Below are 17,104 nucleotides of genomic sequence, written 5' to 3'. Positions count from 1 at the left end.
CAGTTTTGTGACGTTTGCATGACAAAAATGCCGGGCGTTATCTCTTCGCATGGCCGAGCGGATTGTCTTCCGCTTCCGTATAAAATGGGGCCGATAAGCCCGTAGATATGTTGGACATTCCGGCTGTTCTCTCGCAATAATGAATAAGACACTGGGCGGTGTCTCGAGTCCTTTTCTAAAATTGAACTGGAGTGGCAATGGGTCAGGAAAAGCTCTACATCGACAAAGAATTAAGCTGGTTATCCTTTAATGAACGCGTATTGCAGGAAGCCGCAGATAAGAGCAATCCCCTGATTGAGCGCATGCGGTTTCTAGGCATTTACTCCAATAACCTTGATGAGTTCTACAAAGTCCGCTTTGCCGAACTGAAACGGCGCATCTTAATCAGCGAAGAACAGGGTTCGGGTGGTATGCCGCGCCATTTGCTGAAAAAAATTCAGGCCAAGGTGTTAAAAACCGATCAGGAATTCGACAGTCTGTACAACGATCTGCTGCTGGAAATGGCGCGCAATCAAATCTTCCTGATCAACGAACGCCAGGTATCTGAAAACCAGCAAATCTGGCTGCGGCAATATTTTAAACAGCACCTGCGGCCTCACATCACGCCGATTCTGATCAATCACGACACCAATCTGGTGCAGTTCCTGAAAGATGATTACACCTATCTGGCGGTGGAGATTATCCGCGGCACGCGCATCGATTATGCGCTGCTGGAGATCCCGTCCGACAAGGTGCCGCGCTTCGTCAACCTGCCGCCGGAAGCACCGCGCCGCCGCAAACCGATGATCCTGCTGGACAATATTCTGCGTTACTGCCTGGACGATATCTTCAAAGGTTTCTTCGATTACGACACCCTCAACGCCTATTCGATGAAAATGACGCGCGATGCGGAATACGATCTGGTCACCGAGATGGAATCCAGCCTGCTGGAACTGATGTCGTCGAGCCTGAAACAGCGCCTGACCGCCGAACCGGTGCGCTTCGTTTATCAGCGTGATATGCCGAATGAGATGGTGGAATTACTGCGCAACAAGCTGGGGATTTCCAACTACGATTCGGTGATCGCCGGGGGGCGTTACCACAATTTCAAAGATTTCATCAGTTTCCCTAACGTCGGCAAAGCCAATCTGGTCAACCGTCCGCTGCCGCGCCTGCGCCATATCTGGTTTGATAAATTCCGCAATGGCTTCGACGCCATCCGCGAACAAGACGTGTTGCTGTACTACCCGTACCACACCTTTGAGCATGTGCTGGAGCTGCTGCGCCAGGCGTCGTTCGACCCTAGCGTGCTGGCGATCAAAATCAACATTTATCGGGTGGCAAAAGATTCGCGCATCATTGAGTCGATGATCCATGCGGCGCACAACGGCAAAAAAGTCACCGTGGTGGTCGAATTGCAGGCACGCTTTGACGAAGAAGCCAACATCCATTGGGCCAAGCGGCTGACGGAAGCCGGAGTGCACGTCATCTTCTCTGCGCCGGGGCTGAAAATTCACGCCAAACTGTTCCTGATCTCACGCCGTGAAGGCGATGACATTGTGCGCTATGCTCATATAGGCACCGGTAACTTTAACGAGAAAACCGCCCGCATTTATACCGACTACTCGCTGCTGACCGCCGACTCGCGTATCACCAACGAAGTTCGTCGGGTCTTCAACTTCATTGAAAACCCATACCGGCCGGTCACCTTCGATAATCTGATGGTGTCACCACAGAACTCCCGCCGGATGCTGTATGAACTGATCGATCGCGAAATCGTCAACGCCCAAGCCGGAGAAAACGCCGGTATTATGTTGAAAGTGAATAATTTGGTGGATAAGGGGCTGGTGGATCGGTTATATACCGCTGCCGCAGCCGGAGTGAAGATCCGCCTGTTGGTACGCGGCATGTGTTCGTTGATCCCCAACCTGCCGGGGATCAGTGACAATATCCAGGTGATCAGCATCGTGGACCGCTATCTGGAACACGACCGGGTCTACGTTTTCGACAACAAAGGTGACAAACGGGTTTATCTCTCATCAGCCGATTGGATGACCCGAAATATAGATTACCGCATCGAAGTGGCGGTATCGCTGCTGGATCCGGTGCTGAAACAGCGCGTTCTGGATATTCTGGAGATCCTGTTCAGCGATACGGTCAAAGCCCGTTATATCGACAAAGAACTCAGCAACCAGTACGTACCCCGCGGCAACCGCCGCAAGGTGCGCGCGCAGGTGGCTATTTATGAGTATTTAAAAGCTCTGGAACAACCAGGAAAGTAGGCCAGCAACTATGCCGCTAAAAAGCACTACAGCCAACAAACCGCAGGAAATCGCTGCTATCGATCTTGGATCGAACAGCTTCCACATGGTGATCGCTCGCGTCGTGAACGGCGCCTTACAGGTATTAGGCCGTTTAAAGCAGCGGGTACACCTCGCCGATGGATTGGACAGTAACAATGTGCTCAGCGAAGAGGCCATCGAGCGCGGCCTGGCCTGTCTGGCGCTGTTTGCCGAACGGCTGCAAGGGTTCCCGGCCGATAACGTCACCATCGTTGGGACACATACTTTGCGTCAGGCGGTAAATGCGGAAGTGTTCTTGAAACGAGCAGCCAAGGTGATCCCTTATCCGATCGAGATTATTTCAGGCCAGGAAGAAGCGCGTTTGATCTTTATGGGCGTGGAACATACCCAGCCGGAAAAAGGCCGTAAACTGGTGATCGACATCGGCGGTGGTTCCACCGAACTGGTAATTGGCGAAGATTTTGAACCTCTGCTGGCAGAAAGCCGCCGTATGGGGTGTGTCAGCTTCGCGCAGCAGTTTTTCCCTGAAGGGGAAATCAGTAAAACCAACTTCAAGCGGGCACGACTGGCCGCAGCGCAAAAGCTGGAGACCTTAGCCTGGCAATACCGTATTCAAGGCTGGCAATACGCGCTGGGTGCCTCCGGTACCATCAAAGCGGCCCATGAAGTGCTGGTGGCGATGGGCGAAAAAGACGGCCTGATCACGCTGGATCGCCTGGAGATGCTGGCAGAGCAGGTTTTGCAGTTTAAAAACTTCAGCGCTTTGAGCCTGCCGGGGCTGGCGGAAGATCGCCAATCGGTATTCGTGCCGGGGCTGGCCATTCTGTGCGGCGTGTTCGATGCGCTGGCCATCCGCGATCTGCGTCTTTCCGACGGTGCGCTGCGTGAAGGCGTGCTGTATGAGATGGAAGGCCGCTTCCGCCATCAGGATATCCGCAGCCGCACGGCCACCAGCCTGGCGGATCATTACAACATCGATCGTGAGCAGGCTAAACGCGTGCTGGACACCACAGAGCTGCTGTACGCCCAATGGATGGCGCAAAACACCAAGCTGGTGCAGCCGCAGCTGGAAGCCCTGCTGAGATGGGCCGCCATGCTGCATGAGGTTGGGCTGAGCATCAACCACAGCGGTATGCATCGTCATTCCGCCTATATCCTGCAAAATACCAACCTGCCCGGCTTCAACCAGGAACAACAGTGGCTATTAGCCGCGTTGGTGCGCTTCCACCGCAAAGCGATCAAGCTTGAAGAGTTGCCACGTTTGAATCTGTTCAAGAAAAAATACTATCTGCCGCTGATCCAGCTACTGCGTTTGAGCACGCTGCTCAACAATCAGCGTCAATCCACCACCACGCCAGAAACGCTGCGCCTGGTGACCGACGACAACCACTGGACGCTGCGCTTCCCGGCCGGTTATCTGGCACAGAACAACCTGGTGCAACTGGATTTTGAACGTGAACAGGCTTACTGGAATGACGTGGTGGGCTGGAAGCTGATGATCGAAGAGGAAGGCGAGCAGAGCGAACAGCGTTCGGCGTGAGGGCATGTCGGCGCGGTACAATCCATTAAACAAGGCCAGCGGTATGATTCTCCGGTCATCACAAACCGGAGAAAAACTAATGACTGATATTGTAAAAGCGGCTTTTATCTTTGTTACCCCAGATGCCAGTGCAGAAACTGGTGCCGCATGGGTTAAAACTCAACGTGTGCATGTTAAAACCGTGGCCGTCAGTCATTATCAGCAAGGATGCGATATTGTTGATGGCTTGTATGAAGAGGGGATCAGAACTATTGAACTCTGCGCCGGGTTTGGTCATCTGGGTGTCTCCCGGATGGTTGAAGCCGTTGCTGGCCGAATGCAGGTGGGCGTAGTACGTTTTGATGCTCACCCGCTGTTAGGCTTTCAAAGCGGGGACAATCTGAATGATGGCCGCGCGCCAGCGTGCTCCTGAATGATACGGCAACATATCGCAGCTCCATCTCATGCGCTATCCCCTTGGGTAGCGCATTACTGGTATTGGCATCTGCCTGCCAGCATAGCGTTACCTGAGTTATTGCCGGGCACCGGCGGGGAACTGATGTTTAATCTGGGAGAGGCTCTGCTGGTAGAGCTGATTCCTTTGGACGGCAGCATTATCACCGGCACTCAGATGATTAATACCGGTGATGCATTTCTGTTCAGCCCGCGCAGGACAAGAATTCGGCTTTCACCATTAACCACAGAGTCCACGATAAAATTTGTCTCCGCCCGTTTGCGCTGTGGTACCAGTTTCCCGTTGTTTAATCTCTCGCTTGAAGAACTGGGTGATAGGCCAGTATCGCTACGCGATATGACTTTAAAATATCCCTTTCCTGCGCTGTCAGAAATACCATTCCAGCTACAAGTTAACCGATTAGAATCCTGGTTGATTGGTATGCTGGATCAACACCTTACCACTGTTCCTCACATGGCCCAGGCGGCTAACCTTCTTTACTACGGTGGGGCTTTATCCCTGGTACGCGAACAGCTTGCGCTGAGTCCGCGCACCATGGAACGGCGTATTCGTCACTTTATTGGCGTTGATGCCCGTTATTTTTGCCGCACTGCGCGTTTTCAGCACACCCTGCGCCGTATATTAAGCGGTCAGGACGTTCTGGACAGTGCGTTGACTTATGGCTATACCGACCAGCCCCATTTCATCAAAACCTGCCGATTCTACTCAGGATTAACGCCCGGTCAGCTATTCACAGAGCAATATAAAGGATTAAATTATTATATTTCCCCTGAAAACAGCGCCAATCTCGAACCACTATAATCAAGGGAAAACGCCCTCTGTTGCCAGAGCGAAGCTCCCCTATCTTCAATGCTTTTCTTCGCTTTCTTCCGGCTGCACCAACGACGTCAGCAACTGTGGCTTACCGATGAAATAGCCCTGCATATAATCCACACCCAGGCTTTTCAGCACATCACGCTGTTCCGCTGTTTCTACATATTCCGCCACAATCGATAACCGCTGCATCAGCGCGACTTTGCAGATTGACGAAATAATCTGGTAATCCACCTTATTGGTCAGCATACCGCGCACAAAGCTGCCGTCGATCTTCAGCGTATCCACATGCAGCTCTTTCAGGCGATCGTAGGTGGCGTAGCCAGTACCAAAATCATCCAATGCAATGCGGCATCCCAGTTGGCGCAGCTCTTGCAACGAGTTTTTGGCATATTTAACATCCTGTACCAGATGAGACTCCGTCACTTCCAGCACCAGTTGATAAGGCTCAATCTGGTATTGTTGCAGCGCATCGCGTACGTCCTGACACAGGCTCGGGCGGCACAGCGAAGAGGGGGAAAGATTCACGGCAAAACGCGCGCTGGGCATAGCTTCCCGGTTCTGCTCCATAAACTCCAGCGTATGGCGCAGCACCCACAAATCCAACTGATAGGCCAGACCAAACTCATGGATCACCGGCATAAACTCACTCGGAGGCACAATGCTGTCGTCGTCATCCAACATCCGCAGCAAAATCTCGTGATAAGTATCGCCACGCACGCCAACAATCGGCTGTGCCATCAGCACAAAGCTGTCGTTATCCAGTGAACGCTGCACCCAGTGCAGCAAGGCGACCTTGCGTTTGATCTCCTCCTGCGCGACATGGTGATCGTTCTGCACGTTCTCCGCCCGGCCGCTGGTCAGTGACATTTCCGCCAGCGAGCTCAACTCCCCCAGCAGCAAATGCAAATGCGCCACTTCCGAGTACACGCCGCAATAGCTGATACCCAGAGGTGGATGAATCGGCAGACCATTCCACACCAGGCGGAATTTCTCCAACGTACTCTGGATGGTGGCTACCTTGGCTTCAGCGTTAGAGCCGTTCAGCCGCAGCACCAGATCGTATCCCGGCAGATGATAGACGTCCTCGTCCTCTTCCAATACCGTGCGCAACGTGCCGGCCAACTTCTGCTTGAAGCGGATGCGCAATTGCATACCGTAGTTACGGCTGAGCAGGTCCAGCTCAGAGATACGCAAAAAGCAGAGGGTGGAGCGCGGTGTTTTCGCTAAATCGCGCTTCAGTGCCCGCAGGTTGGGCAAACCGATCACCGGATCCTTCAGCGAAGCACTCTGCGCTTTGGCGTGATCCATCCGCTGGCGGGTATGTATCGCCGACGTCAGCAGAATACTGAGCGTAAACGCCAACATCATTGAAGAGATCATCGTCAGGTTGTGTAACAGATTGGTCCACTGCACATAACCTGGATAGTTAAAGAACAGCACTATCAGGGTCGCGGCCCAGATAATGCCATTAAACTGGTAGCCAAAACGCATGGCGCTGTACAACATCACGGGCAACAGCAATGTCAGGCTGTAATCTGGCACCTGCAAGAAATTCGTGTCTGCCGTGTGATAAGCCAGAATAAATACCAGTATGCTCAACACCGCAAACCACAGTTGCAGTTCACCTTTTTTCACTCCCGGCGCGATCTGCCGGCAGATACGCCCCCACAGCACCTTGGCAAATCGGGGGTTTTTAATGATCCGCAAGACAAAATAGAACAATTGCATGGACGAGAGGCAACCGATCAGTACCGCCTGAAAATTGACCAGCGTATGCAGATTGATACCATTGCCCGGCATCATACCGAGCTCATCAGGCAATAGATCGAGACCGATGATTAACTTCAGACCGAAGATAAATAGCGCCGAGGGCATCATCACCAGCCAGATAAGCCGATGCTTGCCGAGCTTCAGTTCCGAGAACCCCGCACACCAGCGGCGCTGAGACAGGCAACGATAGCCCCACCAGCAAATGCTCAGGCACACCAGATAGAACAGGGTCATGATCACCGTGATATCAGCCCCAGCGCGATCGGAATAGCGAATAAGAATCGCCAGACCAATTCCTGGCAGGGCGCGCCAGTCATAGACCATCAGCAAAGAAAAGCAGGCCGCCAAAGGTAAATAGATCAGATAGACCTTACCTTCAGGCAGCATAAGACGCGGCGATAACCAGCCGGCAACCGGCAATACCAGCAGGCTCAGCACAATAGGCTGCCCCCACCAATGATCGCGTAACTTAATCCAGAATTTCAAAATACCCATCAAGACACTGTATCCGCCAATGCGTGACTCATTTCACCGCTTAAGCATAATTTAAATTGCAGAGAAGAGTTAGATCCGATCCAACTCCGGAACCATTCATAAGCAGAACTGAGACACCATGATTCAGCATCAAGAATGGTTGTGTATTCTATTCACTGCGGTAGCTCAAAATTTGACCACAATCAATTAATAGAGAAAAAGCTAATGAAAATTCGTAAAGCGCTTTATCCTGCTGATAATAACCTATTAATACTCAACAAAAAATCAAACAACATCTCAACAAGACCTAAATGCGCGATTCAATGAAATGGAAATAAATAGACATCTTTTGTCATCCCCGCATAGAATCACAACATTAACCAATTGAATATCAATGACTATACCCAAAATAATTCGAGTTGCAGGAAGGCGGCAAGCGAGCGAATCCCCAGGAGCCTACACAAGTAGGTGACTGGGGGTGAGAAAGCGTAGCAAACACACCTGCAACTTGAAGTATGAAGGGTATAAATACATTTAAAAACTAACCACACCAGGTACCGACACATTCGGATGATAATATGAGAAGAAAACCGACCGGGCTCATGACCAAGATCGTCTTGCTAATAAGCTTTATCATTTTAGTTGGCCGTCTGTTGTATGCTGCCATGGTCGCCATTCCCCATCATCAGGAAAAAAGCATGACGCCACTGCCGCAGAGCCCTCAAATCGGCGTGTATAATCAGTGAGTTCTCATTCAGCACCGCGACAATACCTACCCTTTTCATCAGCGTGGAAACGAATAATTAAGCCGTCTGCCATACATTCAGACCTCTTACTTATTCCTCACTTCCAGTCTGGTTTCACAAAAATGACGCCCACCGACGCTATGCTCTATCTTGTAGAGATAACCGTAAAGGAACCCTATGTGCCCAGTCAGCGTTAAGGAATACCATGTCCACCGCAACGCATAACGTAAAAAAGGTCGCTGAATACCGTCAGCGTATCCTGAATCTGCTGTTAAATAACAAAGAGTTGGTTGATAGCATTCTCGGTCGTTCAGGGGATGAAAAAGAGCTCAGCAAAAGCGAGCTGTTGAATCACACTGCCGAAATTACCCAGCTGTTGAAAGGCATGCACGCCGCCGATCTGGCTGATCTGCTGGAAGCGTTGCCACAAGACCAACGCTTGGCGCTGTGGCGGCTGGTTGATACCACCAAACGTGGCCAAACGCTGGTCGAAGTGGCAGAACCCGTTTGGGACAGCCTGATCGAAGAAATGAGCGATAAAGACCTGCTCAAAGCGCTCAAAACGCTGGACGTCGATGAACAGGCCTATCTGGCCCAGTACCTGCCGCGTAACCTGATGGGCCGCCTGCTCACTTCGCTTGAGCCGAATGAACGTACACAAGTGCGGGAAATGGTGCACTACGGCAAGGATACCGTTGGCTGGATGATGGATTTCGAACTGATTACGGTCCGCCCGGACGTTTCACTCGGCACCGTCCACCGCTTTCTGCGCCAGCGCAAAACCATTCCAGACGCCACCGACAAACTGTTCGTCACCGATCGCAAAAATACGCTGTTAGGCGAATTGCCGCTGACGGCAGTGTTGCTCAACGATCCGCAAACGCTGGTTTCTCAGCTGATGGACAGCGATCCCACCACCTTCCAGCCGGAAGATAAAGCCGAAGCGGCGGCCAGCGCTTTCGAACGCTATGACCTGATCAGCGCCCCGGTGGTGGATGCCAAGGGTAAACTGATGGGGCGCCTGACCATCGAAGAAGTCGTTGACGCAGTCAACGAGGAAAGTGATAACACTCTGCGCCGGATGGGGGGGTTAAGCCCGGATGAAGACGTGTTCGCCCCGGTCGGCAAAGCGGTGAAAACCCGCTGGGCCTGGTTGGCGATCAACCTGTGCACCGCCTTTATCGCTTCACGGGTCATTGGCCTGTTCGAGCACACCATTTCGCAACTGGTGGCGCTGGCCGCCCTGATGCCGATCGTCGCCGGCATCGGTGGCAATACCGGTAACCAGACGATCACCATGATCGTGCGGGCGCTGGCGCTGCACCAGATTGAAGTCGGCAATATCTCACGGCTGTTGCTCAGAGAGCTGGGCGTTGCGGTGATCAACGGCTTCGTCTGGGGCGGTATCATGGGGTTGGTCACCTACCTGCTGTATGACGATCTGGCGATGGGCGCCGTGATGACGCTGGCCATGATGCTGAACCTGCTGGTCGCAGCGCTGATGGGGGTGGTGATACCGATGACCATGCTCAAACTGGGGCGCGATCCGGCGGTGGGTTCCAGCGTGTTGATTACCGCCCTGACCGATACCGGGGGGTTCTTTATTTTCCTCGGTCTGGCTACTATTTTCCTGCTTTAATCGCCAGCAGCCAGCACGGGTGCTGGCTGTCGATAATCGCGCCAATGCGTTAAATTCTGTTCCCTTAATATCATTCATTCAATAGGCATTCGTCACACACTGTACTAACCTCTTGTTAGTAAAATTCCTATTTCCGACGGTAGTTATCTTTGCCCGTGGCCGATAGCACAGTAAGGTTACTCATGGATATCAGCGCAGCGAACCACCCTACACTCCCGAAAGGTTCTTTACTGACTCACTCGCTGTTAATGGCAATGGTCGTATTCCTGCTGGCTTACCTTTGCCTGACACTGTCGACCGAATCCAGCCATTTTACCCCGCTGTGGTTCCCAACCGCTGCCATTATCATCTTGCTGTACCGGTATCAGCCGCAGCAGTGGCCGTTGCCGCTGCTGCTCAGCGGTGCCAGTATCTGTGCGGCCAGTTTTATCCTGTTCGGTTTCAGTTGGTTCCCGGTCAAACTGACGCTGATTAATCTGTTGGAAGCCGCGATCTGTACCCTGTTATTGCACCGGGTACTGCAACCGACCGATCCGCTCAACGGGCTGGCCAGCTGGCTGAAGTTTGTCGTCTGTGCGGTTATTTTCACCCCGATGTTCAGCGCCCTGCTGGCCGTGTCCTGGGTTCCTCAGCCTGGGCAGTCATTCTTACAGTCGTTCAGCACCTGGTTTATCTCTGAAGCGATCGGGGTACTTGCACTGACCCCCATCGGGCTGGTGTATCGCCGCTCCATGCTGAAAACGCTGAATGAACTAGAACTGCTGGTGATGCTGATGGCCACCCTGTCTTTCAGCTATCTGGCGCTGCTTCACCTGCCCTACCCGTTTAATTTCGTCATTCTGCCGCTCCTGTGGGCCGCCATTCGCCTGCCCAGGCTTGAAACCTTCATCATCTGCTTTGCCACCACGCTGATGATTACCGTGGTTATCTCCCTTGGGCTGTTACACTTTCAGGATCATGGGCGGTTTCTCGGCGATGTGGAGATCTACCTGCCGCTGATCCTGATCCTGTTCCCGGCCCATGCCATGTCGATGGTAATGCACGCATTCCGGGTGGAAAAAGAGCATATCGAAGAGAGTGAAACGCGTTTTCGCAATGCACTGGAGTATTCCGCCATCGGCATGGCGCTGGTATCCCCTGAGGGGAAATGGCTACAGGTCAACCAGGCGCTGTGCAAACTGCTGCATTACCCACCAGAAGCGCTGTGCCGTTTAACCTTTCAGGAAATCACCCACCCGGACGATTTGCATGCCGATCTGACACAGTGGCAGGAGCTGCTTAATGGCCACATCAGCAGCTATATCATGGAAAAACGCTACGTCCGCAGCGATGGTGAAAGCATCTGGACCTTGGTGGCAGTATCGCTGGTGCGCGATCCCTCTGGCCAGCCGCTGTATTTTATTTCTCAAGTGGAAGACATCAACGAGCTAAAACGCACGGAAGCCGAAAACCGCCACCTGATGGAACGCATCCAGCTTGCCAATCAGGCAGGGGGGATCGGCATCTGGGAGTGGGTGGTGGGTTGTGAAAAACTGACCTGGGACAAGCGAATGTTCGAACTCTACGACCTTGATCCCAACCAACAGCCGACCCTGGAACTGTGGATCTCATTGATTTTTCCTGAAGATCGCGCACGCATTACCCAGCAAATGACCATCATCACCCGCCAGCAGCAACCCTACGTGATGGAGTTTCGCACCCAGACCCGCCAAGGGATCCGGCATATCCGGGGCCAAGGCAATACCGTGCTAGATGAACAGGGCAAGCCGTTGCGCATGATCGGCACCAATATCGACATGACGGAAATCATCGCGCTGACCGAAGCACTGCATCAAGAAAAAGAGCGCCTGCACATCACCCTTGATGCCATCGGTGAAGGGGTGATTTCTACCGACGGCGAAATGCGTATCACCTTTATGAACCCGATCGCCGAGCAGATGTCCGGTTGGCCACTGGCACTGGCGCTGGGTATGCCGATCACCGGCGTTGTGCGTATGACTAACGGCAAAGACGGCCCGGAAGTCGAAAACCCGGTGCAATACTGCCTGCTGGAAGGAAAAACCTTACCGCAGGAGTATGCGCTGGTGCTGCACAGCCGTGATGGCCGCCGCTTCGACGTACAGACCTCGGTTTCGCCGCTGAAAACCCTCGAAGGGGGCGTGATGGGCGCAGTGATGGTGCTACAGGACGTCAGCGCCTCACGGGAATTGATGAAAAAGCTGAGTTACAGCGCCTCGCACGATGCGTTGACCAACCTCCAAAACCGGCCCAGCTTCGAAAAACGGCTGAAAAACGCCACGGTCAGCGTGGCCGATAACGACCAACAACACGCGTTGGTCTTCCTCGATCTCGATCGGTTCAAAGTGGTCAACGACAGCGCCGGGCACGCAGCCGGTGACGCTTTGCTGAAGGAGATTGCTCAACTCATGCAACGTCAGTTGCGTAACAGCGACTGTCTGGCCCGTCTGGGCGGGGATGAGTTCGGCCTGATCCTGTTCGACTGCTCGCTGGAACAGGCAAAAACGCTGATGCAACAGATGGTTTCGCAAATCGATGAACATCCGTTTTACTGGGAAGGTAAAACCTACCATGTGGGTGCCAGCGCCGGCATTACCCAAATCAGTGCCGCCAGCGGCAAGAGCGCCGAATTGCTGGCACAGGCGGATATCGCCTGCTACACCGCCAAACACCGCGGCCGTGGGCAGGTTTACATTTATGAATCCCTGCAAAAGCAACTGATGGAGCGCCAACATGGACTGCTGACGCGTCAGCAGGTGATGGACATTATTCATAAACAGCAACTGCAACTGTACGTCAAAGCCGTGTCGCCGCCCAAAACGCCGCAGGCGATCTGTTTCCATCAGCTCACATTGCGGGTGACTTCCTACGATGATCACATGCTGACGTTTGAAGAGTTCTTCGCTGCCGCACAGCTGTACGGTTTGCTGCCAGAGGTCGATCGCTGGATGGTGGATCAAATCCTGGGGCAACACGCGCCAGCCATTCAGCGCCTGGGGCTCTCCGTCGCCCTGCCGCTGGCCACCGACAACATGTTGGACCGTGAATTCCAACATTATCTACAGGAGAAACTGGCAGCCTCTATTCTGCCGCACCAGACCCTTTTCCTGATGGTCGATGAAGCCATTATTCTGGATCACACGGAAAGCGGCGGTGAGTTTATCCGTCAATTACAGCAGCTAGGTTGCAAACTGATTGTTGACGGCTTTGGACGTAACCTGAATGCCTTCGATCGGTTGAACGGCCAAAAGCTCGATTACGTTCGCATCGATGAACGCTTTGTCACCAACGTGCACAGCAATCAGATGGATGAACTGATGGTGTCAATACTCAATAACGCCGCTCACCGGATACATGCCAAGACGCTGGCTGGCCCGGTGGAGCAATTGGCCACGTTGAATACGCTGACAGCCCTTGGCATCGATCTGGTCGACGGTGACCTGATCGCGCTGGAACAACCGCTGATTAAGTTACTTGATGATGGCGTCCGATGAGGGTGCCCAATCTCCGTTATGCCACAAATGCAGCGTGGCATAGGAGCGCCATGGCCGCCAACGTTCGGCGTACTGCTCAATCTGGCGCGGCGTCATGCCGGGAAAACGCTGTTTGATCAGGTAATCCCCCGCCAGAAAAACGTCTGGCCATGACCAGGCGCGCATAGCGATATAGTTGGCGGTCCAGCTACCGATCCCCGGCAGGGCGGTCAGCGCTTTAATGCCCTGTTCAATGTCCAGCACGTTATCCAACTGCAACCGCCCCTCAGTCACCGCTTTGGCTATTTCGATCAGCGCCGCAGCGCGTTTGAGCTGGATCCCCAACGGCCGCAGTTCCTCCGGTTGCAACTGCGCAACCCTCATCGCTGCGGGGAACACATGCGTGATACTGCCGTTAGGTTGTGCCAATGGGGTGCCCCAGTTTTGTGCCATACGCCCGGCAAACACCGCAGCCATTTTCACGCTGACCAGTTGCCCCAGCACCGCGCGTGTGGCCTGCTCGAAGCTGTTAACGCATCCCGGCAGCCGCAGGCCCGGCGCATCTGCCACCAAATCCCCTAACGCATCGGCGATGCGATCGGGTGCCGCATCCAAGTCGAACAGTTGGCGCACGCGCCGCAGCACCTCGGTGGTTACCCGGCTGAGCGCTGGAGCCACCTCCACCCGCACCCGATTACGGGCTTCATCCGGCTGCACGCTCACCCAACCGCAATAATCAATGCCACCCTGCTGGACGGCAATTGAACGCCAATATTGTGTTCCTTCGACATGTTCCACCCCCTTCACCGCACGCGCTTGCAGGAAAGCCAGCATACGTGGCCAATCGTAAGGCGGCCGATACCCCAGATGAAAAACCAACCCGCTGGTGGCTGCGCGCTCATGGCGGCCAGCACTACTGCGCAGCGCGGAAGGGATCAGGCGATAGCGTGCTTTAAACAGCTCGTTAAAACGCCGCAGGCTGCCAAACCCTGCTGCAAACGCCACCTCGCTCAACGGCAGATCGGTATCCGCCAGCAAGCGCTTGGCCTGCAACAAACGGTGCGACTGGGCATAATCGATGGGGGATGCGCCGAACTGTTCGGCAAAAATGCGCCGCAGATGGCGATCGGAAATCCCCAGACGCGCGGCCAGTTGTTCACAGCTGTGCTCCGACAGATAACCCTGCTCGATCAACTGGACGGCCACCTGTGCATAACGGTTACCCAAATCGATCAGCGCCAGCCCAGGGGCCAGTTCCGGCCGACACTTCAGGCAGGGGCGAAAGCCCGCCAGTTCAGCGGCGGCAGCGCTCGGGTAGAAGGTACAGTTTTCGATCTTTGGCGTGCGCGCGCTGCACACGGGTCGGCAATAAATGCCGGTAGAAGAAACGCCGACAAAAAAGCGCCCGTCGAATTTACGATCGCGCGCACTCAGCGCGCTATACAACGCTTGTTGTTGCTCCATCATAGTCACGCTCGGGGTCTGTTTTTTGTTCATTATGGGGCTCGGGCCAGTGGCTGACGTGCGGGAATCGGACATTAACCTGAAACGCCTCAGTTAAGCATGCCAACGCGAACAGCGCTAAATTTTTCCTCAGTGGCTCACGCAGGTTGCCCAGCCCGGCCGTCTCAGGTAAAGTCGCCCCCCTTCATTGGCATGGGGAAATTGAGATAAATGTTTATTGGCTTCGATTATGGAACAGCTAACTGTTCCGTCGCCGTTATGCGGGATAATGGCCCCGAACTACTGACCTTGGAAAACCACGAACCCTATCTGCCTTCGATGCTGTGTGCGCCGACGCGTGAAGCGGTCAGTGAGTGCCTGCACCGCCACTGGCAGGTGCCTACCGGTAGTGAAGAGAATCAGCAACTGCTGCGCCGCGCCATCACCTTCAACCGTGAAGAAGATATTCCGGTTAACAGCCACAGTGTGCTGTTCGGCCTACAGGCGTTGGCACACTATATTGAAGACCCGGAAGACGTTTACTTCGTGCGCTCGCCAAAATCCTTCCTCGGAGCCAACGGCCTCAAACCCCAGCAGATTGCGCTGTTTGAAGATCTGGTGTGCGCCATGATGTTCCACATCAAACGCCAGGCGGAAGGGGTGCTGCAAAGCAGCATCGATCAGGCGGTGATTGGCCGCCCGATCAACTTCCAGGGCACCGGCGGCGAAGAGGCCAACCGGCAGGCGCAGGGAATTTTACAACGCGCCGCCGTTCGCGCCGGTTTCAAAGAGATCGAATTCCAGTTTGAACCAGTAGCCGCCGGGCTGGATTTTGAGGCCACGCTGAGCGAAGAGAAAACCGTGCTGGTGGTGGATATCGGCGGTGGCACCACCGACTGTTCGCTGCTGCTGATGGGCCCGCAATGGCGCGATCGGGCCGATCGCCAGCAAAGCCTGCTGGGGCACAGCGGCTGCCGTGTGGGCGGTAACGATCTGGATATCATGCTGGCTTTCAAACAGCTGATGCCGCTGTTCGGCATGGGCGGTGAAACCGAGAAAGGCATCGCGCTGCCTGCGCTGCCCTACTGGAATGCGGTGGCCACCAACGACGTTCCGGCACAAAACGATTTCTACAGCGCCGCCAACGGCCGCATGTTGCGCGACCTGATCCGCGATGCGGCCGAACCGGAAAAAGTGCAACGTCTGCTGAAGATCTACCAGCAACGGCTGAGCTACCGGCTGGTACGTGCGGCTGAAGAGAGTAAAATCGCCCTGTCCAACCAGCCAAGCTTCCTTACCTCGCTGGCTTTTGTGCAGGCGGAACTGGCAGAAACCATCACCCAGGCTCAACTGGCCGAGGCGATTGCACAACCGCTGCTGCGTATTCAGGAGCAGGTCAGCGCCGCACTGGCTACCAGCCAGAGCATGCCGCAGGTGATTTATCTGACCGGTGGCAGCGCGCGTTCCCCCCTGCTGCGTAGCGCTTTGCAGCAGCAACTGCCAGGGATCCCGATCGTCGGCGGCAACGATTTCGGCTCGGTGACCGCCGGGCTGGCACGCTGGGCACAAACGCTGTTTCGTTGATTCATACACAGGCACTCAGCGATGACGATTATCTCATTCCAAACAGAACGACTGCGGCTGCGTGAGTGGCAGGACAGCGATCTGCCCGCTTTTGCCGCGCTAAATGCCGATCCTGCGGTAATGACCTATTTCCCAGCGGTCTTAACCCGTGCAGAAAGCGATGCGCTGGCAGATCGTATCCGCCAGTTGATGCAGCAGCAGGGTTGGGGTTTTTGGGCGGTGGAAATTAAAGGCGGCGCCCCCTTTATCGGCTTTGTTGGGCTGGCGATCCCCGGTGACGACCTGCCCTGTTCCCCCTGTGTGGAGATCGGCTGGCGGTTGGCGGCAGAACATTGGGGCCAAGGTTATGCCAGCGAAGCGGCCAAAGGCGTCTTAAGCTTTGCATTTAATACGCTTAACCTTGCCGAGGTGGTGTCCTTCACCGCCGAAATCAACCAGCCTTCACGCCGGGTGATGGAGCGTATTGGCATGACGTACAGCGGGGAAACGTTTGAGCATCCGCGTTTGGCAATTGGGCATCCGCTGCGCAAGCATGTGTTGTATCGCAGCACAGCGCTTGCGTCTGGGTAAGCTGGGTGTAATGGACCTGAGACAGGTATCACTTTCGGTCGCTAAACATTTTGCGCTCATTCAGTAACGCAGTGAATGCGCCCGAGCAGGGGGCTCAAGAGCCAGCCCCCTGCACCCCGGCCCTTGCCATATCAGGCGGTCGCTACGCGACTTCCCTCACTCCGCCACGGCGCATTACGGCCGGCTACGACAGGCGTATATGGACGCTCCCGATGATGCCAGTGTTTTTCTTGAATAAAGTGAACAGGTATTGCAGCCATATATCCGGTTTCTTTCTGGGCCTTTCTGTGGCCCG

The 17,104-nt window shown here is 54.4% G+C and carries 11 protein-coding genes; 9 read left to right on the top strand and 2 right to left on the bottom strand.

Translation table 11 applies throughout. The features are described from left to right. The first annotated feature begins 197 nt into the window (after window positions 1-197). The 4 genes from ppk1 to ACX1CU_RS06430 all read left to right on the top strand — a co-directional run bounded on the left by ppk1 (window position 198) and on the right by ACX1CU_RS06430 (window position 5,077). Window positions 198-2,261, top strand: a complete 2,064-nt coding sequence (gene ppk1, locus ACX1CU_RS06445; RefSeq protein ID WP_459401768.1) for a polyphosphate kinase 1 — start codon at window positions 198-200, stop codon at window positions 2,259-2,261. A 10-nt stretch (window positions 2,262-2,271) separates the two neighbouring features. Further along, a complete protein-coding gene (gene ppx / locus ACX1CU_RS06440; RefSeq protein ID WP_459401767.1) occupies window positions 2,272-3,822 on the top strand; it encodes an exopolyphosphatase in 1,551 nt (516 codons plus the stop codon). A gap of 79 nt (window positions 3,823-3,901) precedes the next feature. Continuing rightward, on the top strand, window positions 3,902-4,234 hold the full coding sequence (locus ACX1CU_RS06435; RefSeq protein ID WP_459401766.1) for a DUF6506 family protein: 333 nt from the start codon (window positions 3,902-3,904) through the stop codon (window positions 4,232-4,234). 126 nt (window positions 4,235-4,360) lie between these two features. After that, entirely contained in the window at window positions 4,361-5,077 is a 717-nt protein-coding gene (locus ACX1CU_RS06430; RefSeq protein ID WP_459401765.1) for an AraC family transcriptional regulator, read from the top strand. Window positions 5,078-5,122: 45 nt separating this feature from the next. On the opposite strand, the gene ACX1CU_RS06425 is transcribed toward ACX1CU_RS06430, so the two are convergent. Further along, a complete protein-coding gene (locus ACX1CU_RS06425; protein ID WP_459401764.1) occupies window positions 5,123-7,357 on the bottom strand; it encodes a sensor domain-containing phosphodiesterase in 2,235 nt (744 codons plus the stop codon). 557 nt (window positions 7,358-7,914) lie between these two features. Here ACX1CU_RS06425 and ACX1CU_RS06420 point away from each other — a divergent pair. The 3 genes from ACX1CU_RS06420 to ACX1CU_RS06410 all read left to right on the top strand — a co-directional run bounded on the left by ACX1CU_RS06420 (window position 7,915) and on the right by ACX1CU_RS06410 (window position 13,233). After that, window positions 7,915-8,082, top strand: coding sequence for a YfgG family protein (locus tag ACX1CU_RS06420; protein WP_459401763.1), 168 nt, complete (start codon window positions 7,915-7,917; stop codon window positions 8,080-8,082). Between the two features lie 205 nt (window positions 8,083-8,287). Then, on the top strand, window positions 8,288-9,721 hold the full coding sequence (gene mgtE / locus ACX1CU_RS06415) for a magnesium transporter (RefSeq protein WP_459401762.1): 1,434 nt from the start codon (window positions 8,288-8,290) through the stop codon (window positions 9,719-9,721). Window positions 9,722-9,903: 182 nt separating this feature from the next. Beyond that, complete coding sequence (locus tag ACX1CU_RS06410; protein WP_459401761.1) at window positions 9,904-13,233, top strand: diguanylate cyclase; 3,330 nt, start codon at window positions 9,904-9,906, stop codon at window positions 13,231-13,233. Here ACX1CU_RS06410 and alkA read toward each other — a convergent pair. Then, on the bottom strand, window positions 13,210-14,709 hold the full coding sequence (alkA, locus tag ACX1CU_RS06405; RefSeq protein WP_459401760.1) for a DNA-3-methyladenine glycosylase 2: 1,500 nt from the start codon (window positions 14,707-14,709) through the stop codon (window positions 13,210-13,212). The two genes, ACX1CU_RS06410 and alkA, sit on opposite strands and share 24 nt — an antisense overlap. 177 nt (window positions 14,710-14,886) lie before the next feature. Here alkA and yegD point away from each other — a divergent pair, with 177 nt between their 5' ends. Next, on the top strand, window positions 14,887-16,239 hold the full coding sequence (gene yegD / locus ACX1CU_RS06400) for a molecular chaperone (RefSeq protein ID WP_459401759.1): 1,353 nt from the start codon (window positions 14,887-14,889) through the stop codon (window positions 16,237-16,239). A 21-nt stretch (window positions 16,240-16,260) separates the two neighbouring features. Next, window positions 16,261-16,809: a GNAT family N-acetyltransferase gene (locus ACX1CU_RS06395; protein ID WP_459401758.1), complete on the top strand. Its 549-nt coding sequence runs from the start codon at window positions 16,261-16,263 to the stop codon at window positions 16,807-16,809. Window positions 16,810-17,104 lie beyond the last annotated feature (295 nt).

It is taken from the genome of Serratia sp. D1N4 (assembly GCF_054552755.1).
The sequence above is the reverse complement of the archived record's forward strand: the minus strand, read 5'-3'. Positions and strand labels throughout refer to the sequence as shown.